The 25,258-nt window shown below is 71.5% G+C and carries 15 protein-coding genes and 1 pseudogene; 7 read left to right on the forward strand and 9 right to left on the reverse strand.

What is annotated here, in order from left to right; genetic code table 11:
• Positions 1 to 84 precede the first annotated feature (84 nt).
• Positions 85 to 2,538: a radical SAM protein gene (locus NAEX_RS01035; RefSeq protein WP_245913564.1), complete on the reverse strand. Its 2,454-nt coding sequence runs from the start codon at positions 2,536 to 2,538 to the stop codon at positions 85 to 87.
• A 59-nt stretch (positions 2,539 to 2,597) separates the two neighbouring features.
• Between NAEX_RS01035 and NAEX_RS51910 the strand changes: the two genes are divergently transcribed.
• The 3 genes from NAEX_RS51910 (at position 2,598) to NAEX_RS01050 (ending at position 9,788) form a co-directional block, all read left to right on the forward strand.
• Complete coding sequence (locus NAEX_RS51910; protein WP_211302332.1) at positions 2,598 to 4,913, forward strand: radical SAM protein; 2,316 nt, start codon at positions 2,598 to 2,600, stop codon at positions 4,911 to 4,913.
• 68 nt (positions 4,914 to 4,981) lie between these two features.
• Positions 4,982 to 7,036, forward strand: a complete 2,055-nt coding sequence (locus NAEX_RS01045; RefSeq protein ID WP_096325663.1) for a tetratricopeptide repeat protein — start codon at positions 4,982 to 4,984, stop codon at positions 7,034 to 7,036.
• A 493-nt stretch (positions 7,037 to 7,529) separates the two neighbouring features.
• The gene (locus NAEX_RS01050; protein WP_143141578.1) at positions 7,530 to 9,788 is read left to right on the forward strand and encodes a TlpA disulfide reductase family protein; all 2,259 of its coding nucleotides are present in this window, start codon (positions 7,530 to 7,532) and stop codon (positions 9,786 to 9,788) included.
• Positions 9,789 to 10,337: 549 nt separating this feature from the next.
• On the opposite strand, the gene NAEX_RS01055 is transcribed toward NAEX_RS01050, so the two are convergent.
• The 4 genes from NAEX_RS01055 to NAEX_RS01065 all read right to left on the reverse strand — a co-directional run bounded on the left by NAEX_RS01055 (position 10,338) and on the right by NAEX_RS01065 (position 16,976).
• A complete protein-coding gene (locus NAEX_RS01055) occupies positions 10,338 to 13,304 on the reverse strand; it encodes an AgmX/PglI C-terminal domain-containing protein (protein WP_096325665.1) in 2,967 nt (988 codons plus the stop codon).
• A gap of 257 nt (positions 13,305 to 13,561) precedes the next feature.
• Complete coding sequence (locus tag NAEX_RS47130) at positions 13,562 to 13,888, reverse strand: hypothetical protein (RefSeq protein WP_143141579.1); 327 nt, start codon at positions 13,886 to 13,888, stop codon at positions 13,562 to 13,564.
• A gap of 48 nt (positions 13,889 to 13,936) precedes the next feature.
• On the reverse strand, positions 13,937 to 15,418 hold the full coding sequence (locus NAEX_RS01060; protein WP_143141580.1) for a PQQ-binding-like beta-propeller repeat protein: 1,482 nt from the start codon (positions 15,416 to 15,418) through the stop codon (positions 13,937 to 13,939).
• Between the two features lie 652 nt (positions 15,419 to 16,070).
• Entirely contained in the window at positions 16,071 to 16,976 is a 906-nt protein-coding gene (locus tag NAEX_RS01065) for a LysR family transcriptional regulator (protein WP_096325667.1), read from the reverse strand.
• A gap of 202 nt (positions 16,977 to 17,178) precedes the next feature.
• Between NAEX_RS01065 and NAEX_RS01070 the strand changes: the two genes are divergently transcribed.
• The 3 genes and pseudogenes from NAEX_RS01070 to NAEX_RS01080 all read left to right on the forward strand — a co-directional run.
• Positions 17,179 to 17,868, forward strand: coding sequence for a nitroreductase (locus NAEX_RS01070; protein WP_245913566.1), 690 nt, complete (start codon positions 17,179 to 17,181; stop codon positions 17,866 to 17,868).
• Between the two features lie 292 nt (positions 17,869 to 18,160).
• Positions 18,161 to 18,907 (forward strand): NADPH-dependent F420 reductase, encoded by a 747-nt coding sequence (locus tag NAEX_RS01075; RefSeq protein WP_096325668.1) that lies wholly within the window; start codon positions 18,161 to 18,163, stop codon positions 18,905 to 18,907.
• Positions 18,908 to 18,949: 42 nt separating this feature from the next.
• Positions 18,950 to 19,393, forward strand: a pseudogene (locus NAEX_RS01080) (NADPH-dependent F420 reductase); the annotation flags it as partial.
• A gap of 116 nt (positions 19,394 to 19,509) precedes the next feature.
• Here NAEX_RS01080 and istB read toward each other — a convergent pair.
• The 3 genes from istB to NAEX_RS01095 are packed head-to-tail and all read right to left on the reverse strand — an operon-like array spanning position 19,510 to position 22,116.
• Positions 19,510 to 20,274 carry an IS21-like element helper ATPase IstB gene (istB, locus tag NAEX_RS01085; RefSeq protein ID WP_096325670.1) on the reverse strand — a complete coding sequence of 255 codons (765 nt, stop codon included), beginning with the start codon at positions 20,272 to 20,274 and terminating at the stop codon, positions 19,510 to 19,512.
• A complete protein-coding gene (gene istA / locus NAEX_RS01090) occupies positions 20,255 to 21,745 on the reverse strand; it encodes an IS21 family transposase (RefSeq protein WP_096325671.1) in 1,491 nt (496 codons plus the stop codon). Before istA ends, istB begins: the two co-directional genes overlap by 20 nt.
• Positions 21,742 to 22,116, reverse strand: coding sequence for a hypothetical protein (locus tag NAEX_RS01095; RefSeq protein ID WP_096327535.1), 375 nt, complete (start codon positions 22,114 to 22,116; stop codon positions 21,742 to 21,744). Before NAEX_RS01095 ends, istA begins: the two co-directional genes overlap by 4 nt.
• A gap of 589 nt (positions 22,117 to 22,705) precedes the next feature.
• On the opposite strand from NAEX_RS01095, the gene NAEX_RS47140 reads away from it, so the two are divergent.
• Positions 22,706 to 23,149 (forward strand): NAD(P)-binding domain-containing protein, encoded by a 444-nt coding sequence (locus NAEX_RS47140; RefSeq protein ID WP_143825493.1) that lies wholly within the window; start codon positions 22,706 to 22,708, stop codon positions 23,147 to 23,149.
• A 416-nt stretch (positions 23,150 to 23,565) separates the two neighbouring features.
• Here NAEX_RS47140 and NAEX_RS01105 read toward each other — a convergent pair whose 3' ends face one another.
• Positions 23,566 to 24,948 carry a transposase gene (locus NAEX_RS01105; protein WP_096325674.1) on the reverse strand — a complete coding sequence of 461 codons (1,383 nt, stop codon included), beginning with the start codon at positions 24,946 to 24,948 and terminating at the stop codon, positions 23,566 to 23,568.
• Between the last annotated feature and the right edge of the window lie 310 nt (positions 24,949 to 25,258).

A 25,258-nucleotide genomic window follows, 5' to 3' on the forward strand; every position in this document is an offset into this window, starting at 1 on the left:
CCGCCATCGGCGCGCACGCGCTCGCCCGCCCCGCGACCACCTGCACTTCGGGACAGCCGCAGCGCGGGCGCGCCGGCGCCTGGCTCACGGCGACCCCGCGCGCTTGCGCAGGCGCTCGCGGAGCTCGGCCGGCACCGACTCGTGGCGGCGCGGATCGGCCAGCGGGCGCACCAGGTCCTCCGGCGCGATCAGCCACGGCGGCTCGGGCACCTCGTCGAGCTCGTAGAAGCCGCCGCAGAAGCACGCGTGCGGGCACGACGCGCACACCGGCTTGCGGATCCGGCGCTCGGCGAGGTACTGCGCCAGGTTGACCGTCTCGTTGTTGACGAACGCCATGTGGCGCTCGAGCTTGCCGAGGTCGCCCTGCATCCGCGCCTCGTGGCCCGGCATGAAGCAGAACGGCAGGTTGATGATCTGCAGCTTCATCCGCGCCTGCCACGCCTCGATCACCGCGCTCAGGGCCGCTGCCGCGCGGGCCGTGTCGGGGGCCAGCATCGCCGTCGCCCGCCCGAACGGCGTCAGGAATTGATAGTTCACCCAGCGCAGCCCGAGCGACCACGCCAGCGCCGTGATGCCCTCGAGCTGCGCCTCGTTGTGCTTGGTGATCGTCACGTTGAGGCCGAGCTCGACCCCGCGCGGGGCCAGGCGGACCGCGTTGCGCACCCCTGCGAGCGTCTGCTCGAAGGCCTCGGCGACCCCGACGTTCTGCGCGTGCGTGCGGGCGTCCGCCCCGTGGACGCTGAACAGCAGCGACGACAGCCCCGAGTTGACCAGGCGGGCCGCGAACGCCTCGTACGCGCACAGCCGGCCGTTGGTCGTCACGTTGATCGCCCGGTAGCCGAGCGCGCGCGCGTGGCGGATGAGGCCCAGCAGGTCGGGGTGCAGCGTCGGCTCGCCCCCGTCGATGTCGAGCAGCTCGACCCCTTGCTTGCGGTAGTGGGCCAGCTGCTCGCGCAGGCGCTCGCCGTCGCCGTGGAGCTGCGTGCGCGTGCCGACCGCGCAGAAGCTGCAGTGGTTGTTGCACGCGTAGGTCGCGTTCATCACCAGCTTGCGCGGCCCCTGCGACGCCCGCAGCCGCTGCTCGAACGTCCAGCGGAACTTCTCCAGCAGCGCGGCCGGCACCGTCGCCCCGGTCGGCGCCCGCTGGAACCGCGGCCCCCAGTCGCCGTCCTCGGGCGGCGGCGCCAGCGGCAGCGAGCGAGCCAGGCGCGTGCCCGGCAGCGGCGTCGCGAACTGCACCGCCGGCCACGCCTTGAACCTGTCCCACAGATCCAGCGCGAAGCTCAGCGTCTGGTTGATCTCCGCCGCCGACTCGCCCGGCTGGCCGATGATGTAGTGGATCATCAGCGGCACCCCCGCCGCCGCCGCCGCCTCGGCCGCGCGCACGATCGCCGCCAGGTCGAGCCGCTTGCCGACCACCTCGTCGACCACCCGCTGCACCCCGCTCTCCGCGCTGACGCTGAGGGTCGTGATCCGCCCGCGCATCGCCTGCAGGTGGCGCGGCTCGAGGTAGTCGGCGCGCAGCCCGTTGGGCAGCTCGAAGCGCAGGTCGAGCGCCTGGATGTCCTCGAGGACATGATCGAAGTGCGCCGGGTGGACGTTGATCAGCTCGTCGAGCACGAACACCCGCTCGGCCGCGTGCTCGCGCGCCAGCGCCGTCAACAGCCGATGCAGCGACGCCCGCGAGTGGCGGCGCTGCGTCTTCGGCCGGCCCGCCGCCACGTCCGGGTTCGAGCTGCAGTGCGCGCACTGGAACGGGCACCCGCGGCTCGTCACCGCCGGCAGCGTGCGCCCGTCGATCGGGAACGCCCACCCGCCGCGGCCGAGCCCGCGGACCACCGCCGCGTGGAACTCGTGGTACGCCGCGAGGTCGACCTTCGACCATGCCGGAACGGGCAGGTCCTCGAGGACAGGTTGTTCCCCGCGGTGCAGCCCGCGCGGCGCCGGCCCGCCCGCGAGGTACGCCTGCAGCAGCGCCGGCACCGTCACCTCGGCCTCGAACTGCACGTACGCCGCGGCCTCCGGGTAGCTGGCGAGCAGCTGCGGCGCCGCCACGTAGTGCTGCCCTGACTGGTAGCAGTCGGCCAGCACGATCGGCGCCGCCTCGCCGTAACGCCCCCGCAGCCCGGCGAGGAGGTCGCCGAGGAGGTCGTCGCGCGCCGGCGGCCGGTGGAACGGCGTGACCGCGACCACGATCGCCGCCGTCGTCGGCGGGCACGCGGCCAGCGTCGCCGCGACCGTCGCCCCCAGGTGCGCCCGCCCGTCGTCGCGCCAGCGCAGCCCCGACGCCGCGTGGCGGACCTCGCCCGCGTCGTCGCCTCGCCGCTCGCCTGTCGCGGACCGCACGTCCTCCGCGCCGCGCAGCGTCTCCTGCCTCGCCGGCAGCGCGTACGCGTCGACCAGGTCGCACTCGATCCCTCGCGCCTCGAGCACCGCTGCCAGCTGGACCGCCCCGAGGTCGACGAAGTACGGGTAATCGATGAAGTCCCGCGCCACCGACACGGGCGGATGGACGACGAGGACGCGGCCGGGGCGCACGGCCGGCGACGTTAGCACGCTTGCGGCCTGCGCGGGGCGCCGGGTACGATTGGCCCGGAATGGACGCTCTCCCCGCCACCGCGGTGCAGCACGAAGAGGCCGCGCACGAGCGGCGCAACTGGGTCCGGCTGACGTTCGACTGCAACGACCGCTGCGTGTTCTGCCTCGACGCGCACACGCACAACGGCACGAACCGCGACCGCGAGGAGATCAAGGCCCAGATCCTCGACGGCCGCCGGCGCGGCGCCACGCGCCTGATCCTCTCCGGCGGCGAGCCCACCATCCACCCCAACTTCGTCGACTTCGTGCGCCTCGGCAGGCGGGCCGGGTATCGCAAGATCCAGACCGTCACCAACGGCCGCATGTTCGCCTATCCGGCCTTCCTGCGGGCCGCCCTCGACGCCGGCCTCAGCGAGATCACGTTCTCGATCCACGGCCCCAACGCCCGGATCCACGACGCCCTCGTCGGCACCAGGGGCGCCTTCGACGAGGAGGTCAAGGGCCTGCGGGGCGCGCTCGCCGACGGCCGGCCGGTCGTCAACATCGACGTCTGCGTCAACCGCGGCAACGTCAAGCAGTTGCCCGAGCTCATGGCCACCTTCACCGCCATGGGCGTGCGCGAGTTCGACCTGCTGCACGTCATCCCGTTCGGGCGCGCCTACAGCGAGGGCCGCGAGGTCCTCTTCTACGACCTCGAGGCCATGCGGCCCTACCTGCTCGAGGCCTTCGCCTACGCGCGGAGGCCCGGGATCCATGTCTGGCTCAACCGGTTCCCGCCGCAGCACCTCGAGGGCTTCGAGGATCTGATCCAGGACCCGCACAAGCTGATCGAGGAGGTCCGCGGCCGCAAGGAGGAGTACGCGCTGCTGCTCGAGCACGACATCCCGCTCGACTGCCGTGCCCCCGAGCGGTGCAAGCACTGCTACCTCCAGCCGCTGTGCGACCGCCTCGACGACGTCCGGGCCGACCTCGCCGGGCGAGCCTTCGAGGTCCTGCGCGTCGACGCCGCCGCCGAGCGCCACGCCCCCGTCGCCTACGGCGGCGACCCGGCCAGCCGCCAGCACGCGGCCGCCCGCCTGCGCCGCGTCCTCGCCGAGCGGGCCCTGGCCGCAGGTCTCTCGGGACATGCCCCCGAGGACAGCCCCGAGGCCTGGGGCGGCACCGCCGACGAGGCCGCCGCCGGCATGGCCGAGGCCCGCGCCGCCCGCGCGCGCGACCGAGCCGACCTCACGGCCGAGCCTGCAGCCGACGCGTCGGGGCATGTCCTCGCAGACACCTCGCCGAGCTCGCGCGAAAGCGCCGCGCAGGCGGCTGCCGGTCCCTCGGGACATGTCCCTCCCGCCACCTCGCCCGGCCGCCCCGACGTCCTGCCGCCCACCCCCTCCGCCGGTCCCTCGGGACATGTCCCTCACGCCACCTCGCCCGGCCGCCCCGACGTCCTGCCGCCGACCCCCTCTGCCGGTCTTTCGGGACATGTCCCTCACGACACCTCGCCCGGCCGCCCCGCCCTCCTGCCGCCGAACTCGTCCGCCGGTCCCTCGGGACATGTCCCTCACGCCAACTCGCCCGGCCACCCCGAGGCCGCGGCGCAGCCGACCGCTCCCGCCGGCCCGCGCCGCCTCCGCCTGCCGCTGCTCGGCGCCGGCCCCTCGCTCCCCGCCAGTCCCGCGCGCCCGCGCCTCGACGCCCGCGCCCTCGCGGCCGCCGCCGAGCCGCGCGCGCTGTGGCTGGTCGCGCCCGACCTCGCCGCCGCCGAGGCCCTCGCCGCCGAATTCCCCGGCGTCCCCGAGCTCGAGCTCGAGCTCGCCGATCCCGCCGCCCTCCTCGCCCGCCTTTCGGACATGTCCGCGGCGCCAGGTCCCGAAGGCCAGCCCGTCACGCTCGCCGGCAAGCGCCTCACCCGCGTCGTCGTCGCCGATCCGGCCGCGGCCGCCGCCCTCCTCGGCCTCCACCTCGATCTCGACGTCGTCCTCCTGCTCTCGCGCGCCGCCGAGCCCTGGCTGCTCGCCCTCGATCGCGCCCCGCCGCGCCTGGTCCTGCGCCAGCCCGCGCGCGAGCGCCTGACCGAGTCGGCCGAGCTCGACCTCGACCTCGTCGCCTTCTTCGCCGCCTTCCGCCACCCCGTCCCGGTCGAGGCCGTGCCCGCCTGCGTCCTCGGCCGGCCCCCGCGCGAGCGCCCCCGGGTGTTCGACGCCGCCCAGCTCGGGCCCGACGGCGGCCTCGAGATCTTCCGCTACGCCCGCCGCTTCATCGACGACGGCTTCCACGTCAAGAGCCTGCGCTGCAAGACATGTTCGTACGACCATGGCTGCAAGGGCATGCACATCAACTACGTGCGCGCCCACGGCTTCTCGGCCATGCGACCTGTCCCTTGAGCCATGCGCTCGCCCGCCGCCACGCTCGCCGTTCGGCTCGCCCGCACGGGCCGCAGGAGACCCGCCTCGTGACGCGCCCCGGTCCGCTGCCCGCGCGGCGCCTGCAGGCCGCCCTCGACGCCGGCGACCTCGACGCGCACGACCCCCGCCTCGGCGCCCGCGGCTCCCTGCTGCGCGCCGTCGCCCTGGCCCGCCACGGCCGCCTGGCCCAGGCCCGCGCCGCGGCCGAAGCTGCCCTGAAGGACAGGCCCGACGACGCCGCGGTCGCCCTCGCCGCCGCCGCCGTCCTGCGCGCCACCCACGACTATCAGCGCAGCCTCGACGCCCTCGCCGCCGCCGCCCGGGCCGCCCCCGCGGCCACCCGCGCCGCAGCCACCCGCGCCGTCGGCTACGCCAGCGCGCTCGGCTGGGAGCGCGAGGTCGCGGCCGCGCTCGCCCTCGGTCGGGCCGCCGACCCCACCGCCGCGACGTGGGACGCCTTCGAGGCGCAGATGCACCTGCGCGGCGGCGACCTCGAGCTCGCCATCGCCGCCGCCCGCCGCGGCCTGCAGCGCGCCCCCGAATCGGCCAAGCTGCGCATGGAGCTGGCGGCCGCGCTGGCCCGCGCCGGTCACGATCACGACTGCGCCGTCGAGGTCGCCGCGGCGGTCCGCCTCGCCCCCGCCGGCGACGCCGCCTTCTACCACCGCGCCGCCCTGTTCGCCCTGCTCGAGGCCGGCGACCTCGCCGGCGCCGCCCGCCACGGCGAGGCCGCGCTGCGCCTCGCCCCCGACGACCCGCCCGTCGCCCTCGCCCTCGCGGACATGTCCCTCTGGGCAGGCGATCACCGGGCCGCGCAGGCCCGCGCGGAGGCCGTCCCCGGCCCGCGGGGCCGCGCCGGCGCCCGGCGGATCCGCGGCCAGCTCCTGCTCGCCGGCGGCGACGTCGAGGCCGCCCTCCGCGAGCTCGAGCTCGCCTGTTCGCGGCCCGACCCGGCCGCCGAGCTGTCGCGCGCCGAGGCCCTGATCCGCCTCGGCGCCTGGGACCCCGCCCACGCCGCGCTCACCCGCGCGACCGCGATCGGCGACGGCTACCTGTTCGCCGCCTGGATGCTGCGCTTCCTCGCCGCCGCCGGCGAGCGCCCGGCCCCCGACGCGCCCGTGAACCCGCGCCAGATCGAGGAGTTCGCCGAGGCCCTCGCCGAGGTCTCCCCCCTCGGCCCCGCCGCGCTCGCCGACGATCGCCAGGGCCCGCTGGTCGCCGCCACCCGCGACGCACTCGCGCGCATGGGCTGCAACCGCTCCGCCTTCGCCACCTATCACGACGGACATGTCCTCCGGCGCCTGTCCACGAGGACAGGTGTGCGCCACGCCTCGCGCCAGGCGCTGCAGACGATCCGCAGCGCCGACCCGGCCCGCGCCCTGGCCCTGCTCGACGCCGCCTGCGCCCGCTGGCCGCGCTCCTCGCTGCCGCTGGCCCACCGCGGCGAGCTGCGGATGTGGCTCGGCGACGACGCCGGCGCCCGCGCCGACCTCGAGGCCTCCCTGGCGATCAACCCGCGCACCCGCTGGGCCTACGTCGGCCTCACCCTCCTGGCCCATCGGGCAGGCGACTCCGCCGGCGCCCTCGCCGTCTCCGCCGCCGGCATCGCCCGGATGCGCGGCACCGTCGGCCCGGCCGTCTACGCCCACCGCGCCGGCGCGCGCGCGGCCACCGGCGACCTCGCGGGCGCGCTCGCGGACCTCGAGCACGCCGTCTCCAGCCATCCGGCCCGGATCGGCGCATGGGTCGAGCTCGGCCTGACCTACGCGGCCGCCGGCGACCTGCCCGGCCTCGCCCGCGCCTTCGACCACCTCCGCGCCCACGCCCCCGGCCTCGTCTCCGACGCCGCCGCCGCCGTGCAGCGACCTGCCTGGGGAGACATGTCCTTTATGCCATGCCCGGAGGACCAGACGGCGATCCTCGCCGAGGCCCTGGCGATGCTCCGCGGCAACCGCTCCTCGACCTGCGTCACCTACATCACCCGCGCCGGCCAGCTCCGCACGGTCCCCCACGGCCCCGCCGCGGCCCACCCGACGAGCCGCATCGACGCCGACCTGACCGGCATCCGCGCCCTGCTGCTCCGCTCGCTCGGCGCGAGCTGAGGACCCGGTCGTCGCCGACGACGACGGACGGCTCGGTCGAGCTCGTCGTCGTCTCGAACGGTCGTGCGCGACGCGAGGGCCGGCGGTCTTGGCCGCGAATCTGGAACCAGCGCGCCTACCACATCACCAAAAATCGCGTCTGGTCGCCATTTTAATCGAGAGCTAGCCCTGGGAAATCAACGTTCTGACTGAAACGACATTCCAGATCCGACAGCCGGATCCACCGCTAACGGCCCGCCGAGCTTGTGGACGCGTTCAGGCGCGCGCTGCATCGGCGCCCCGGGCCGTCCGGGTAGTCAGGAGCCCCGCGCCGAGCCCGGGCATCGGTCGCAGCAGCCAGCACCCGCGGCGGGACCGCTCCGAGGCCGAGGACAGTTCCGCCGTCCGCCGAGAGCGTCGAGCGACGGTCCCTCCGCTGAAGGAACTCGTCGACGCTGCGCGCGGTTGCTCCGTGGTGCTTTGAGATCGGCGAGCTCCGCGGCAACATGTCGGCGTGGGACTCCACTCCAGCACCGAAGGCATCGATAGAGCGAGCGTGCCGCGGACCCAGTCGCGGCGTATCCTCGGGGTGACGGCTGCGCTCAGCGCTGTCTTGCTCGCGTGTCAGCGTCCGGCGCTGTCGGCAGAGGAGCGACCAGACGAGGCTGATCGTGCGGAGGCGCTCGACCCGCAGGCGAGCACGCGTGCGGCCGACGAGATCCGCGACCTGCTGCTGGAGGAGCGCATCGAGGCCGCGCGAGCTCGCGTGGACGTGCACGTCGCGGCCTTTCCCGACGACGTCCGGCTGCGCTGGCTCGCGGCCGTGGCCGCGCTCGCGGACAGCGACCTTCAGGCGCTCGCGGTGCACCGCGCGGCGCTCCCCGACGGATCCGGGTGGGCGCTCCTGCTGCGCGCGCAGGAGCGCTCGGGCATGCTCCCGCGGCAAGAGACGGCCGCGCTGATCGCGGACGCCCGCAGACAGCTCGGCGATCACCCCGACGCAGTTTGGCTGCATGCGCAGGTGCTGGCGATGCAGAGCGACGAGAGCGGGCTCGCTGCGCTCGCGGCGATCCCCGGTCTGCCGGACAGCGTGCGGGACTTCGTGCACGCGAAGCACGTCGGACTCGCGTTCTTCCGCTTCCAGGCCGCGCCGCCGCCGATGCGACCGAGCCTCGAGCAGTTGCAGGAGCTCGTGGCCCGCGCCGAGGGGACCGCGCCCTCGGGCACGCTCGCCGTCGCCACAGCGGCCGAGGGATGGCTAGGCCTTGGCCGGGTCGATCTGGCGGTCGAGCTCGTCGAGCGGGCGCAAGCGCGGCGTCCCGACGCGCTGGCCTTCACCGTTCTGCGCGCGCAGGCTCGCGTGCGGCAGGACGCCTCGCTGCGCGACGCGGTGGTCGGCGACCTCACGGCGCTCGCCGACGTGTACCGCGCCGATCCGGATGCGCTCGGGCGGCTCGTCGCCGGCCTGTTGTCGCTCGAGGCGGCCGAGGTCGCGCGAGCCATCCAGGACGACGTGCGCCGGCGCGTCCCCGGTGCGCGTGTGGTCGAACGCCGGCGCGTCCCCGGTGCGCGTGTAGTCGAGCGCTGGGACTTCGACGCGGCGTCGGTGTTCGGCGCCGTGGGGGACTGCAGGCTGGCGAAGGCGAAGGGCACGCTGCCCGCGGCGGACAAGCTGGCGCTGGCGCGCGCCCCCGTCGACGCCTTCTTCGATCGGCCGGGGATCCGCGACTCGTCGCTGCGCGCGGCGACGGCGGCAGCGCTCGTCGAGTTTCTGCAGTGTGAGCCGGAAGCGCCGCTGCAGCGGGTCGAGGCGGTGGCGCGCGCCGTGCTCGAGGCGCCCTTCGTGCGGGTCGACGCCATGGCGTCGGTGCTCGTGGCGAACCGTGGTGGCGACCTTGAGCTCGCGCGTGCACTCGCCGAGCGCGCGGTCGCGCTCGCACGCGAGACGCCATTTGAGTTCGAGATTGTTCTTACACCCGACGAGCACGAGCAAAACCGACGGGCCGCGCAGGCGTACGCCCACTATGCCCGCGGGCTCGTGCACCTGCGCGCGGCACGGCTGGAGGAGGCGCGGGCCGACATCTCGCGTGCACACGAGCTGCGGCCGACGCAGCCGGACGTCGCGCTGCTCGCGGCCGAGCTGGCCGAGCGCGACGGCGACCTCCGCCGCGCCGAGCAGATCCTCGCGCGCGCGATCGTAAGGGAGGGCGCGTGGGCGCAGGCGTGCCAGGACCGGTTGCTCGAGCTCATGCGCGCACGCGGCGGGAAAGAGGTCGATCTCGATCGCACGATCGCGCGGCTCGACCGCGAGTGGAAGGACGAACGGATCACAGAGGTGCTCGCCACGCGGACCGCTGCGCCGACGCCCCTCGCGCCGTTTGAGCTCGACCTGCGCAGCGGCGGCCGGCTCACGAGCGACTCGCTGCGTGGGCGCGTCACCGTGGTGATAGCGACCGAACCGTGGTGCACCGGATGCAAGCTCGAGGCGCCTGAGCTGGCGAAGCTGCAGCGACGCTACCGCGGACGCAAGGACGTGCAGTTCCTGGTCGTGACCGACGATCCCGACGGGATCGCGGCGCTGCACGAGGGCGCGGGATTCCACACGACGATCGCAAAGGACGATGGCTGGCGGCGTACGGTCGGCATCAACCGCTATCCGACCCACCTGTTCATCGATGCCGGCGGCCGCGAGGTCTTCCGTGAGTTCGGCGACTCCAACGAGATGCACTTTACTTACCCGGCGCTTATCGAGGCGCTGAGGCGCGAGCGGTAGAGTCGGCTCCACTGCAGCATTCGGACCCTGTACCGCCTGCTTGCGAAAGGCAGCGAGACGACACGGTGGCGAGGCGCGGCGAGTGCGTGCGGTCGCTGCCTTGGTCCACGCGCTCGACGGCGTACGCGGTCGCGGGATGGTTGGTCTTGGCCATGCGGTAGGGGATGTGCGCCGCGACGTCTTCCTGCTGGCTCATGGCGCAGGTCGTTCCTCTGGGCCGGGGCGGACCGTGGCACGATGGCCCGTCGGCCTGCGGCCTCGGGGCTTGGCCCGGCGAGGGGTCCAGGTCGGCGCCAAGAGCCGGATGCGCGACGCCGCGATCTCCCGGACGTCTCGAAAATTCGTCTCGATTTCGTCGCGATCTTGGCTCTTTTCGAGACCACCCGCCGTAAACGTGCCCGTAGAGGGGTCTGGCGCTGCCTGTGCATGATTTCACCAATATCCAGACTGAATAGCGTTACCGTGGCCCGGCAATGGGCCGACATCGTTGTGCCGGTCGTCGGTGTGCCGGTCGTCGTCTCGTCGTGGGGACCCGGCGGTCGTGAGGGCTCATCCGGGCTCGAGCACGAAGGGGTAGGTCACCTTGACGCTGCCGCCGCCCTCGGGCCTGGGAAACACCCAGCGGCGCACCGCGGCGGTGATGCATTCGGGCACGGCGCCGTCGGCGACGCTGCTCTCTCTGCTCGCCGCGTCGGCGACCTTGCCGTCGCCCCCCACGGTGAAGTCGATCACGACGCGCCCCTTGAGGTTTGGGTGGCGCGCGAGGCCCTGGTTGTAGCAGAGGCGGACCTCGGCGACGTGCGCCTGGACGATGCGGCGGATGATGTCCTTGTCCAGCCGACCGACGGTGCCGGTGCCCACGCCGGCCTTCACGGGCCGCCCGTCCGACGCGCTCGCCGAACCAGCGCCCGGTCCCAGGCGGGCCGAATCGATCAGGCGCACGGAGCCACAGCCGCGGGCGATGGCGCCGGCGACTGCACGCCAGGAGCTGTCGTCGCCGGCGGCCACCAGCAGCCGCCGGTCGCCGACCGCGGTGTCGGCCGGTTCGGGGACCTGCGGCGAGCGGACCTGCGACAGCGTCACCTGCTCGCCGTCGACCCGCGCGAGGAACATGTCGAGATAGGGCGCGAGGTCGAGGTCCTCGACGCCGGCCTCCTGCGCCAGAGATTCGAACACGAGCTGCCGCACCGCCCCCGGTTCGCCAGCGAAGACGACGAGCGACAGGCTCGGCCGCGGCGGCCCCGCGAGGGCGGCGAAGATCGGGCGCAGCTGTGCGAGGGTCATGCGCTCGTCGAACGCGAGGGCGAGCTCGAGCGGCGGCTCCCCCTCACGGACGAGGCCGGCGATCGCAGCGCGAAGCGCCGGGGGATCGGCCACGCGCACGCCGTCGAGGGTGATCCCCGCGGCGTTGACGGCGATGACCCGCCCCCGAGCGACCCCCTCGCAGGCGCTCGTCACACGCGGCAGTTGCGGCGCAACGTCGGCGCGGAGCCGGTCGCGTTGCGCACACAGCTCGGCATCACCGGCGCTGCACGGACCCTCGAGCACACGCAGCGCGTCGGCGGTCCGCCAGCGCTCGATGAGGGCGTCGGCCACGATCATGGTCGCGGCGCGGCGCAGCGCGGCCGCCTGGTCCGCGAGCGTCGGGCAGGCGAGCGCCTGGTCGAGGCCGGTGAGTCCGGCGAGCACCGCCTCGATGGGTCGAGCGGCGATCGACGGCTCGAGCGTCCGGCGCAGCGCGATCGCATAGTCCGCGCTGCACGTGGGATCGACGGGCGCGGGCGGCTCGGGCCAGCGCACGGCCGACAGGTCGAGCGCCTGAAGCGGCGCGTCGCCGCTGGCGAGCACCAGCTCGACGTCCAGCGCCTGGCCCGAGCGCAGTGCGCGGAGCTCCGCCCGGCGAAACGGCTGCAGCGCGGCGACCTCGGGGAGGTACGGCTGCAATGCGGGGACGGCGGCGGCGAGGTCGACCTGCATCGCCGCGAACGCACGATCGGGCGCAGCGACGCCGAAGATGGTCGCCGGGTCGACCCCGAAGCCGAGCAAGCTGCGGGTGCCGCCGGACTCCACGCGCGTCTGGAGCGTGACCTCGACGTCCGCGCCGAGGGGACCGACGTTCACCGCCGGCTCGTGCTCGGCGGTCTCGAGGTCGTGCACTGCGACCGCGCCGCGCACCTTCGCGGCGGCCAGATCGGTCAGCGCAACCTGCACGATCGTCTTCGCCGGGGTCGTGGGGGTCACCGCATCCGCGGGCGCCTGCGCGACGATCGCGTTCCACATCCGCCGCGCGCCGCCGAGCGGTGCGGCGGGCGTCCCGAAGATCGAGAACATCCCGCCACATTCCTGCACGATCGTCGCGAAGTCATCGCCCGGGAGCGGTGGACCCGGGGGCCCGAGCGACTGCTGCGCGGCGGTGGTATCGAAGCGCAGCCACCCGTGCGCCGGCAGGTCCGCGCGCAGCAGCGAGAGCGGCCCGACCGCGTGGGCGGTCCCGGCGTCGACCGCCGCGGCCCCGCGCGCGGTCAGGCTGACGATCGTGCGCAGGCGCAGCGCCACGTCGTCGGCGGTCAGCACCAGCGCGTAGTCCTCGACCTCCGGCGCCTCGTTGCCGTGCAGCGTCTCGCAGGCGGCGAGCATCGCCACCGTCCAACGGACGACCTCGGCGCGCTGCGACGTCACGACGGTTTGCGTGGCGAGGACGCCCTCGCGGGCCATCATCCAGGTCCACAGCGTCGGCAAGCGCTGCGGCCGGACGAGCACGCCGGCGTGGGCTTCACCGGCGAGCACGGTGGTCCCCGCCGTCGCCCGGGCTGCGCCGGGATCCGGCAAGCCGCCGCGCAGCGCCGCGTGGGCGGGATCGGCGAAGAAGCCCTCGGGGGCCAGCGTGCCGCGGACCACGACGAGGCGCACGGCGTCGGCCTCGAGGACGACGGCGAGCCAGTCACCCTCACCGAGCGCCCAAACCCCGACGGCACGACCGGCGAAGCGGGTCGCCACGGTGGGACCGAGGGCGCCGAACTGCTGCCCGAGCTCGGCAGCGAGGGCCGCCGGGTCGGTCGCCGGCACGAGGATCTGGTGGCGCAGACCCGGCAGCGCGCGCAGGTGCAGCGGGAATCCTGCAGCGATCGTGCCGGGCGGACCGTCGTGCGGGACCTCGGCGAGCGCGAGCACCAGCGGACGCGTCCGGTCCCACGACGCGAGCGCAGGCGCCGTGGTCGCGACGTCGAGCGCAGCGAGCACGAGCTCCGGCCAGCGCGCGGGATCCTCCGAGCCCTTCAAGTACGTCGCCAGCGGCTCGGGCAGCAGGCTCCGCAGGCGCGGCTGCAACGCGGCCCAGCGCCGCGGATGCACCACCGCCACGAACGCCGCGCGCTCACCCATCGAGGCCAGCGCCCGCGCGGTCCACGGGTCGTCGACCGGCGCCACTGTCGGCACCTCCACGACGGGCGCAGCGGCCCGCTCACAGGCTCCGGTGAGCAGAGCGGCCAGCACCACGGACGAGCGGACGCGGGACATCCGTCGAGCTTGCCATCATCCGGATCGTCGCACGTGGCCGACGAGGCCTGCAGGTCGGCGCCCGCGGCACGGAGTGACTTCCGGACGCTCCAACCCGCGCGGTCTGGGCGCGCGAGCGCGCGGCGGTCGGCTGCCGCGCCGCCGAAGCGGCCGATACCGATCACGGCGCGCGAAGCTGCGTTGGGTGCCGAAGTCCCACCGCCGTGCCGCGTCACGGGCATCGACTGCGTCGATCCGGTCCCGCGCCGATTGGGTCGCTACGGCTCGGCCGGCGAAGGCCACCGCGGGTGAACTTGCTGCCGTGCTCGGTGTGACCGCGGAACAAGAAGGGCATGACGCCGGCGATCGAGCGGCGCTGCGTATGATCCACGCAGCCCGGTGGCAGGCAGGGTGTCAACAGGTTCGTGACGGAAGTTGCTGGCCTTGCCGGAGGAGAGCGAGCCGTAATCGAGCGCGCCGTCGGGGACGTTGACCGTCTCGAGCGCGAGCACCGGCACCCGCTCGGCGCCACGCTCGGCGAACGCCTCGAGCACGGTGACGTACCCCGGTAACCGGGCCTCGCTGGCGAACAGGCCGTAATACAATCGGCACCTGGGTCTCGAATCCCGCCAGCCGGACCAGCGGCGCTGCGCTTATGGCTCTGCCCGCAGCAGGGCGATGCGCAGGGGCTCATTCTTCCGGTGTTCGCGCAGCAGCAGTACGCCAGGACCGAGCGCAGCCGTCGACTCGACGACCGCGAACTGCCCCTCGGCCGAGAGCACGACGTCGAGCGTCGACCGCCGGAGCACGGTTAAGCGGTCGGGCGCGGTCTGGACAATGAAGTGCTCGTCGAGCCAAGTCGTATCGGACATGTCCCGAACGATTTGCCGTCGCTCGCGCCCTTCGGGATCGAACTCGACGTAGGCCGCCCCGCCGGCGCGGATGTAACCGCCCGCCGGGTCGCGCCACAGGGATTCCTTCGGAGCCAGCCTGAACTCGGCGAGCGTCCTCCCAGTCGCAGGGTCGAGCCGCAGGTAGACGACGCCGTCCGAGCGTGGCGGGTCGGGCAGCCCCGCGTCCACCAGCAGGACACGGTCGGCGGCGAGTTCGCGCTTCCATATCCGGGTGCCGCTCATCACCGCGAGCGCCTCGACGGTGTTGCGTCCCGCCGTGCGGCGCTCGACCAGCAGGCGGTCACCGGCCAGCGTCACCCGCTCGCGGAGCAGCGCTCCGTCTGGTTGGCTCGCCCGCCACAGCAGCCTGCCGGTCGAACATGTCCACACAGCCATCTCGGCGTGGTCGAGCGCCCAGCAGACATCGCGCGCGGTGTCGCCAGCGATCGTCGAGAAGCGGTTGACCACGGGGCGCTGCTCCGATTCTCTCCAGACGATTTCGTCGCCGTCGAGCGCGGCCAGCCGGTGGCCGAAGTCGACTGGGAGCATCGCCAGCGTGCGGCCCTTGACCCGCCCGAGCAGCCGCGGCGGGTTCAAGCAGACGTCGTCATGCGGTGCGGCCTTTGAGTGATACACCCGCGCCGACGCTCCGCTGAAGGGCCGCTGACGTGTCCCGAGCGTGCAGTCGAACGGCTGGATCTCGCACCCGCACGCGAACCCGCAGGCGACGTCGTCTCTGCCCCAGGGGACATGCTCGCGCCCTCGCGGCCCGTACATCCCGCGGAAGATCTGCAGCTCGCAGTCGCCGTACTCCCACATCTCTCGGTGCTCGAGTAACGCGCCGTCGCGGGCGTCAACGATGGCCAGCACCTCCCCGGCGTGCAGCAGCACGCGCTCTCCGAGCGGATACAGCGTATGCACTCCGCCCGGCCGCTCGTGTCGTCGCGTACGCCACAACTCGGCACCTGTCGCCGGGTCGAGGCCGCGGAGGTGTATGAGGTCCCCGTCGAGTGCGACGAGTGAGCCGGGCAACGCGACGACATCTGCGGCGCGCGCCTCGAACACCAGCCGCACGCCTCCGGCCGGCCGCAGTGGCGCTGGGGCAGCCGGACGCGATGCTGTCGCCGCGGTTATGTCCTGCGGGCCAGACTCGACGGACGAGGTGCCCGGCTGCGCCGCCGGCTTGGGCGGCAGTGAGGGCGTACACGCGGCGAGACCAAGCAGCAGGCGGCGCAGGTTCACGCTACGATCGTGCCCGAACCCGCGGCCGATTACAGGCCGGTTGGCTTGTCTCGACGGCCGGGCGGCTACCGGCCGCAGGGCTTGGCCCGGAGAGGTGGCCAGCGTGGCACTGGAGCCCTCATGCGCGGCGGTGCGATCTCCCGACTGTCTCGAAAATTCGTCTCGATTTCGTCGCGAATTTGGCCGGTTTCGCGACTTCCCGCCTTAAACCGTTCCGTAAGTAGGCCTAGCGTCGCCTGTACACGATTTCACCAATATTTGGTCTTTCTATCGCCGAAACACCGCATGGGCAGCCACTGGGGCTGCTCCAAGAGGAATCGGTTCCACTCCCCATGCGTCCCCGCGGACCGCGCCGGCGGTCAAGCGCCAGCCGTGTCGGGGATGCGAGGGCGCCGGAGAGCGGCGGCCCGGAGGTCAGGTGCTGGTGATGACGATGCTGTCGTGGTTGCGCTTGGGGAGCACCAGCAGTTCGATCGCGTCGCAGGGTTGCCAGCGCCCGGCCACCGCCGGGATGATGGTATCGACGCCGCGGTGGGTGGCGCCGGCGTGGACGAACTCGTAGGTGACCTGGATCCACCCCGGCGAAGTGTGGGCGCTCGCGCACCGGACATGAAAAGCCCGTTGGAGCGCCCGGGCTCGTGGCCAGGGGCCTTCACGTGCTCACGGGGGCGTCTCGATACGCCTGCACGAGGCGATCGATGAAGAGACGGACCTTGGGCGCCAGGTGCTTGCGGGTCGGGTAGACGGCCACGATGGGCACCGAATCGTGCTCGCTGCCTGCGAGCACACGCCGCAGCCGTCCGTCGGCCAGGTACCCCTCGGTCAGGAAGTCGGGCAGTTGAGCGATCCCCAGGCCCCTGACCGCGGCGTCTCGCAGCGCCTCGGAACTGTCGAAGCGAATCCGGGCCTCAATGTCTACCTCCATCATCTCGCCGTTGTCGGCGCGCAGCAGCCACGGCAGGCGGCGGCCGCGCTGGAGGAACTGGAGACACGTGTGGCGCCGTAGCTCTGCGACGCTCCGGGGTTCGCCGTGGCGCGACAGATACTCGGGTGAGGCGCATAGGTTCCCACGGACGTGCGCCACGACCCGCGAGATGAGCTCCTCGCTCCGGGCCATGCTGCCGACGTGGATGGCCAGATCGAAGCCCTCGGCGATCACATCGACGCTCCGGTCGGTGAAGCTGACGTCGGCCTCGAGCCCGGGCCACTCCGTCAGAAAACGCGTCAGCACGGGCAAGACGCGCAGCCGCCCGTAGGCGTCGGGCACGGTCATCCGCAGGACGCCGCGCGGCTCCCCGCGCCGTCCGGCGAGGTCATCGAGGGCGCACTCCAGCTCGGCGAGCGTCTGCCTGCATCGCTCGACCAGCGCCCGCCCCTCGTCAGTCAGCGACACGACCCGCGTCGTCCGGTGGAAGAGCCGGGTGTTGGTCCGCTGCTCGAGACGCGCGACCGCCTTGGCCACGGCCGAGCGGGTCAGTCCGAGCTTCGTCCCCGCGGTGGCGAAGCTCCCGGCCTCGGCGGCCGCCACAAAGATGCGCAGAACGTTCAGGTCATCCATGGGTCCTCGCTGGAGAGCAAGGGTCAACAGACTGGCGAAATCCGTTCGCCAGTCAAGAGGTTATACCTGTCCCTGGATACGACTTGTCCTCAACCAGGACAAACCTCGCCTGGCCCTTGGCCAGTGATCGGGTGCCTCACCCGTCACGGCGGTGCGCCATGCCTCGAGGCCCCTCACCACTTGATCGATGTCGCAGCATGACATGAAGGCCCAAGACATGTCCGAAGCCCTGTTCCACGACGTCGTTCGCGATCGTCACTCCGTGCGCAGCTTCCTTCCCGCTCCGGTGCCCGCTGCGTTGCTCCGCTCGGTGCTCGAGGACGCGCAGCGGTCGCCGTCAAACTGCAACACGCAACCCTGGCAGGTTCACATCGTGTCGGGTGCGAAGCGTGATGCGCTCAGCCAGGCCATCCTCGCGGCCGACGAGGCCGGGCGGTTCACGCTCGACTTCAGCTTCGACCTTGAGGACTTCGACGGCGTCTACCGGCAACGCGCCAGGGACCAGGGAGCGGCCTACTATCAAGCGATCGGGGTCGCGCGTGAGGCGACTCAGGAGCGCCGGACGGCCGCGCGGTACAACCTCGAGTTCTTCGGCGCGCCGCACGTCGCCCTCCTGTTCATGCCCAAGGTCGGCGACAGCGTGCGGGTGGCGGCGGACATCGGCATGTACGCGCAGACGTTCCTGCTAGCCCTCACCGCTCACGGACTCGGCGGGATCCCGCAGACGATGCTCGGGATGTACGCCGATACCATCCGCGAGGTGCTCGGCATCGACCCGTCCTCGAAGATGCTGTTCGGCATCTCCTTCGGCTATCCCGACAGGTCCGCCGCGGCCAACCGCTACCGGATCGGCAAGGTGCCGATCGAGCAAAGCGTCACCTTCCACACCTGACCCCGTCGCGCCCCATGCCACGCGTGGCGCCCTCTCGAGCCCTGTCGGACCACCGCCCTGCCGTGAGGACGGTGGGCTCATGACGTCGGCCTCGCTGTCGTCGTCCATGGGCAGCGCCGGTGTCACTACTACCCGAACGGCGTCAGGCGTCGGGACCGCTGCGCGCGCCGAGCGAGCACCTGCGCGCATGCCAGCTCACCGACCAGGGCCTGGACGACCTCCGTCGCACGCTCGAAGCGCTCGCCCGCCCGGCGAGCGAATGAAATCTCAAGAACCACAAGGAGCTTCAATCATGAAAATCGGTATTTTGGGGACTGGCCACATCGGTAAGACCTTGGTCCGAAAGCTGAGCGCGGCCGGACATGACGTGAAGGTGGCCAACTCCCGCGGCCCGGACACGATCGCAGCGGACGTGCTGTCCACTGGCGCGCACGCAGTCACGGCGCCGGAAGCCGTGGCCGACGTTGACGTCGTGATCCTGTCGATCCCCCTCAATCGCCTTCCCGAGGTCGCGCCGCTCATCACCAGCGTTCCAGCCGAGACGGTCGTCATCGATACGTCGAACTACTATCCGGGACGGGACGGCAGGATCGACGCGATCGAAGCCGGTCAGGTCGAGAGTCTGTGGGTGGCCGAGCAGTTGGGCCGTCCCATCGTCAAGGCATGGAACGCGATCGGTTCCGACTCTTTTGCGAAGAAGGGCAAGCCTGCGGGGAGCGCGGACCGCATCGCTCTGCCTGTTGCAGCCGATAGTGAAAGGGACCGCAAGGTGGGAATGGCACTCGTCGAGGACACCGGGCTCGACGCATTCGACGCTGGGACGCTTGCGGAGTCTTGGCGGCAGCAGCCTGGCGCTCCGTGCTACTGCACGGACCTCACCCGCGAGGAGATGGCGGCCGCCCTTGCTGCCGCAGATCGGGCGCGATTGCCGAGGCGGCGCGACCTGGCTGTTGCGGCTATCATCGAAAGGGTTGGGGACAGCACCACGAACCCAGACGCGGAATACGGCGTCCGCCTGACTCGTGCGCTGTTCATGTGAGCCCTCGCGCAATTACTCCTACGTTTAGTAGCGAGGCAACACATACGCGAGGCTTCCCGAGGACCTACCATGAACGACACGAGGAAGATGAAGATCGGGATCCTCGGCACGGGCCACATCGGCAAGCCGTTGACGAGGAAGCTGGCGGCGGCCGGCCATGACGTGAAGGTCGCCAACTCACGCGGTCCGGAAACGATCGACGCCGAGACCTTGGCGACGGGCGCACGGGCGGTCACGACCACCGAGGCCTTGCACGACGTGGACGTGGCGATCATCTCGATCCCGCTCAACCGCCTGCCCGCGATCGCGCCGCTGGTCGCGAACCTGCCCGCCGCAACGGTCGTCATCGACACGTCGAACTACTTCCCCCATCGCGACGGGGAGATCGCGGCGCTCGAGGCTGGTCAGGTCGAGAGCCTGTGGGTGGCCGAGCAGTTGGGCCGGCCGATCGAAAAGGCGTGGAACTCGATCATCGCGGACTCCTTCGTCAACTGTTGACGACGGCGTAGATCCGCGTAAATCCAGCGGCAGAAATCAGCGGCGAAAATCGGCGGCAGAAAACGCCGGCGAGGCCGGCGTCGAGCGAGGGTGACCGTGGCGGCTCAGGATTTGCGACGAGAGCGCCTGGCGGCTCTGCGGGTCGTGTTGCGTTCGACGGTCTCCTTGTTCCGGTAGGATTCGGCGTCGATGGTGAGGACCTCGGCGTTGTGGCACAGGCGGTCGATGACGGCGACGATGCTGGTCGCGCTCGGAAACACCTCCTGCCACTCGCTGAAGATCCGGTTGGTGGTTACGATTGTCGAGAGTCGTTGGTATCGCTGGCTGACCACCTGGAAGAGCAGATCGGCGTAGCCTTGCCCATAGGACATGTAGCCGACCTCGTCCACGACGAGGAGCGCGGGAGAGGTGTAGCGGCGGAGGCGCTTCCGCAGGCGCGTGGTGTCGGGCTGGGCCGCGAGATCGCCGAGCATCTGGGCGGCCTCGACGACGCGGACGGTGTGGCCGGCCCGGATCGCGCGGTGGGCGAGGTTGCGGGCGATCATCGTCTTACCGACGCCGCCCGAGCCGATCAGGACGACGTTGGTGTGCTCGCGGAGGAAGTCGAGCTCGAAGAGAGCCTCGATCGCCTCGCGGTCGATCTTCCGCGGGTGCGTCCAATCGAAGTCGGCGATCGGCTTAAAGGCGCCGATCTTGGCGCCCTCGAGGCGACGCGCGAGGCTGCGTCGACAGCGTTCGTCCTCTTCGGCCTCGATGAGCGGGCGCAGCCACGGCTCGGCCTCGATGGCGTGCCAGCGGGCGAGCAGGCCGTAGAGCCCGAGCGCGGCGGCGCGCTCGCGCAGCGTCGCGTCAGGTGTCTTCGTCGCCATCGTCGTTCTCCTCGGCGGTGAGCGCGTCGTAGGTGCGGAGGTCGTGCGGGCGCACGACGATCGCGCGCAGGCGCGTCGGGAGCTCCGGCGCCTCCCGGTGTCCTGGCGGGGCGAGCTGCTCAATCGCCTTGCGCAGCGCCGGGATGTATAGCAACTCGCGTGCGAGCGCGTCGTCGATGGCCTGCTCCAAGAGACAGGCGCCGTGGGCGTCGAGGAGCTCCTCGAGCTGACGGGTGGCGCGGGCGAGCGGCTCGCCGCGCTCGGCGAGGGCGCGCAGGAAGTCCTGGCTCCGCGGGACCGCGCGCCGCAGGCGATCGAGCTCCCGATGTGTCCGGGCGCCGGTCTTTTCGGACCACAGCGCGTCGATGTGCGACCTGTCCTCGAGGACCTCGCCGGCGCCGTAGCAGCGGGCGTGCTCGGCGATCACGTGCGTCCCGTCGACGACGCGCACGCGCTCGGCGTCGGCGACGACGACGAGCTCCTTGCAGACGTGGGTGTGCGGGATCGAGTAGTCGTTGCGATCGAAGCGCACGTACGGGGTCTTGCCGGCGCGCACGGGCTGCTGCTCGGCGCACGGAAACGGCTCGCCGGACGCCACCAGCAGCAAGGGGCGCTCCTCGGCGAAGGCGCTTTCGACCGTGCGGGCGCGGTCGTCGGGCCACAGTCTTTGCATGGCGAGGGTCTGGCAGAATGCGAGCACCTGCGCGTTGAGGTCGTCGAGGCCGACGAAAGTGCGGCCGGCGAAGAATGCGTCGCGCAGGTAGCGAATCGCGCGTTCGACACGACCCTTCTCGTTTCCCCTCCTCGGCGCGACCGGCCTGGGTTCATAGCGGTAGTGCCCCGCGAACTCGACGAGCGTCGGGTGGAGGCGGATCGCGTCGCCCTGTCGCTCGAGCACCGCGCTCTTCAGGTTGTCGTAGAGCACGACCCGCGCGGCGCCGCCGAAGTACGCGAATGCATGCACATGGCCAGCGAGGAAGCTCGGCATCCGCGCGTCGTAGAAGAAGCGCACGAACAGCGCGCGCGACCAGCTCAGCACCATGACGAAGGCCATCAGCTTGCGCGTCGCCCGGCCGACCTGGACCTTGCCGAAGTCGGCCCAGTCCACTTGGGCCTGTTCTCCGGGCAAGGTCGCAAGGCGCAGGTACGCCTCGGCCCGGCGGGGTCGCAGCTCGCGGACCACCTCGCGCAGCCGCGAGATCTGGCCGGTGTAGCCGCGCGTGCGGACCATCTGCAGGATCCGCGTCGCGCGCAGCTTCGGGTACTTCTCGAGCGTCTCGCGGATGAAGGCGCGGTACGGATCCACCTTCGTCCGCCGCTTCGGCGCCGGCAGCTTCACGCCGTTGTGCTGGAGGATCCTGCGCACCGTGCCGTGGTGCAGGCCGAGCTGCGCGGCGATCGTGCCGATCCGCCAGCCCTCGGCGTGAAACAGCCGCAGGACATTCGCCCGAGTCAAGGCCGACGTCGTCACTTCTCACCTCCGGTCAGATCGAGATCCCACTGCACGGTCGACGGCGGCCGTGGTCGTCGGAGACGGAGGACAAGACGCAAGGGAGCGAGCTCGTAAGCGTGCACCAGCGGGCTCCCGGGATCATCCAGAGTCGCGCCGAAGAGTCCCAGACCCGTGAGCCCAGACGAATCGCAGCTGCCGTCCACACACACAGCAACGCGCAGCGCATCCCCCTGCCACAGCGCGAGGCCCTCGAGCAGCGCCACCAGCGCCCGCGGATGGGAGGGCCGCGGCAGGATCGCCCGCAGCAGCTCCTGCCCCCGCGCTTGCAGCCTCAGCTCGATCGTCGTCGGTCGCGGCCTCAGCCTCATCGACCATGTCCCGATGTTCATGCGATGAATCTCCTTCTGACGCGGTCACCAGCTCCACGCTGATCGATCCCGCGTCCCGGTAGTCATCGCCGTCTCCGCCGTCCTGCGGGAGACACTGCTCCGTCACTTTCTTCGCCCGCTGCGCCGTTCGATACTTCGCCTGTCGCTGAGCGTGCTTGCGCCGACCCTTCCTCGACTGCTGATACCGTCGATTCGACGCCCGTTGCCTCCGCAGCCGCCCCTGCCTGGCGCAGCCCGGCCCGCAGTAGCGCCGCCCGCACCAGCACGCGTCGCACACCCACGTCGCGCTCCCGCACGCTCCACAGCGCAGCGGGATCCCCCTCGGCTCCCGCGGCTCGTTCGGCTCTCGATCGACGACACCTCCGTGCCGGTCCCCGTTGCGGATCCCACCGTCCTGTGGCAGCCTTCACGCGACCTGTCTCTTCGACAATGTCGCTGGGGGAGGTTGTTGGGGGACGCCGGAGAGCGCCAACTCTTGATCCCGGCGTCCCCGTTTTTTTTTCCGGCGCCTCCCCGCTACCCGGCCTCGCCACGCGGCGCCAATCTCCGGACACGCCTCCGGCCCGGCTACGCTCGACCAGAAATTCTTGTGATCTGGCCTACAAGCCTGCGGCCCGTCGAGTTTCTACCAAAACCATTTCGTCGCCTCGCCGCTGGATTTACGCAGATCGAGATCGTCGCTGACATCAACAAGGGCCAGCCGGCGGGGGCTCCGGGCCGCGTCGCGCTTCCCGTCGCGGCCGACCGCGAATCGGATCGGAAGGTCGGGATGACGCTGGTCGAAGCGACGGGGTTCGACGCGTTCGATTCCGGCACGCTCGCCGAGTCGTGGCGACATCAGCCGGGCTCACCTGCCTATTGCACGGACCTCACCCGCAGCGAGTTGCCGGCCGCGCTGGCCAGGGCCGAGCGGGATCGGCTGGCGAAGCGGCGCGAGCTGGCGAATGCGGTGTTCTCCGAACGCTACGAGATGGGCAAGGAGGTTCCGGCTGCCGATTTCGTCATCCGAGTGCATCGCGCGTTGTTCATGTAAAGTGTGACGTCGGCCGCGTAGGCCCTTCTCCACGCGTCTCGACGGACCGGCGACCGGGCGGCCCGAAGGCTTGGCCCGACGGGTGGTGTAAGTCGACGTGGACGCCCTGATGCGCGGGAGCGCGATCTCCCTGGTTGTCTCGGAATTTCGTCTCGATTTTGTGGCGATTCGGGCAGTTTTCAAGACAACCCGTCGCATACGGGTCTGTAGGGGGGGTCTAGCGCCTCCTGTGCACCACATCACCAAAATCTCGCGCGACATCGCGTTGCAGCCACTCGTGAGAGGGTGCTGGGCGGTCTCAAGTGGAACCGTTGTAGCTGCAGCGTATGCGCTAACGGCCTGCGGTCGCTCGCGCATGGCTCGAAACCACGGGACGACCTAGCAGCCCGAGGTAGAAGTCGGTGAGACGAAATCGCTCATGCGTATCTCGAGTGAGCGACGTGCTCTGGAAGTCGAGCTCCCGGTAGGGAGTGCCGCGAATGGCGGTCAAGAAGCGCTCCGAGCCACCGCAGAAGCGTGAGGACAGCCACGAGCACGGCAGAAAGCGCGGCCCGAAGGCCCTGGAGGGCCCTCGGTTTCCCGATTCCGTGGACCTTTCGCATGATCAAGCTCAGGTTGAATCCGGCGGCGTGGATGACCAGCCGCTTGAGGATATTGTCGTGACCGCGGACGTGGACCCTGCGCATTCCGCCGGAGTCGAGCATGTGCGCGAAGGGCCGTTCGACCAGCTCGCTGCGCTTCTTCTGCAGTTCCTTGCTCTTGCCTCGCTTCACGCGGCGGCGGTTCCGGTGCACCGCCTCACGCTCGGCCTGCTTGTCCTTCCACCGCCGGCGACCACGCGCGGGCTCCGGGATGTAGCTGCGTACGTCGACCTCCTCGAGGCTCGTGAGCACGTCGTTGCTGTGGTAGCCCTTGTCGGCGACGACCTCCTCGACGCGCTCGGCGATCTGCTCCCTGGCCTTCTCCGAGCCCTCTTGGCGCACCTCCGCGAGATTGGCGTCGGCGACCTCCAGCGTCTTCTCGATGGTCTTCGTGTCGCCCGCAGCGCCGCCGTGCACCGTCACGCCGACGATGGCGCCGGTCTCGAGGTCGACCGCCTGCTCGTGCTTGTGCGCGAGGTGGGTGCTGCCGTCCTTCATCTTCATGATCTGCGCCTCGGGATCGTGCGGGTGTACCCACTCGTCGTTCGAGCCCTTCTTCGGCCGCTTGCGGTCCAGCCGCGCCAGGTCCTCGCGCGTCGGTTCCTCGATCCCCTCGGCCTTCGCCAGGTCGGTCAAGTACTCCTTGTACGCGCGTCCGTCGTCGCGGCGCACGATCGATCGCAGCGCCGCGTTCGCCTCAAGTGTCGTTGCGTCGATCCCGAGCGTCTTGCCGCGCAACAGGCCATGCTCGGCGACCAGCTCCAGCACCCGCGTGAACACCCGCTCGTGCACGTCGGTGCTCAGCCGACGCCGCGTCCGCGAGATCGTCGAGTGATCCGGCGGCTGCTTCTCCAGGCCGAGCCCCAAAAACCGCCGCAGACTCAGCGAGTCGGCGACCCGCCAGGCGATGCCCCGCTCGCTGCCGATCCCCTCGAAGTAGCCGATCAGCAAGCAGCGGAAGTACACCCCCGGCGCGAGGCCCGGTCGTCCCATCACCTCGGCGTAGAACGGCTCGCACTGCTTCTCCGCGAAACGGTCGAAGCCGTGCTTCCGGAGCAGCTTGTCGAGCGCCTCGTAGAACGGGTGCCCGAGCCCCTGCAACTTGTCATACGTGATGAACAGCGTCGGCTGCTCCCCGTTGTCGTGCCCCATGGCCATGGCAAAGCCACTTTATCAGCTTTCATCGCAGAGCGCGATACCGCGCGCCGCTCCGCTGCTCGCGAGGTTCCTCGCGGCGTGGTTGCCGCGACTTTCACCACGGGCTGCTAGGCGATCTAGGTATGGCGGATTCCGCGCTCGGCTGCGTGCTACGCTCACGCGCAAGAGTGCGCCATGGAGCCCATCTCGATCAGGGGTCTTCCACTCCCGCAGCTTCTCCTGGATTTTCTGCGATGCGGTGCGTGGAGGCATCCCGGGGATGCCGTACTCACGCAGGCAGTGCCGTTTCTGCTCGAACCGGTCGACTTCT

The sequence above is a fragment of the Nannocystis exedens genome, from assembly GCF_002343915.1.
Lineage (GTDB): Bacteria > Myxococcota_A > Polyangia > Nannocystales > Nannocystaceae > Nannocystis > Nannocystis exedens.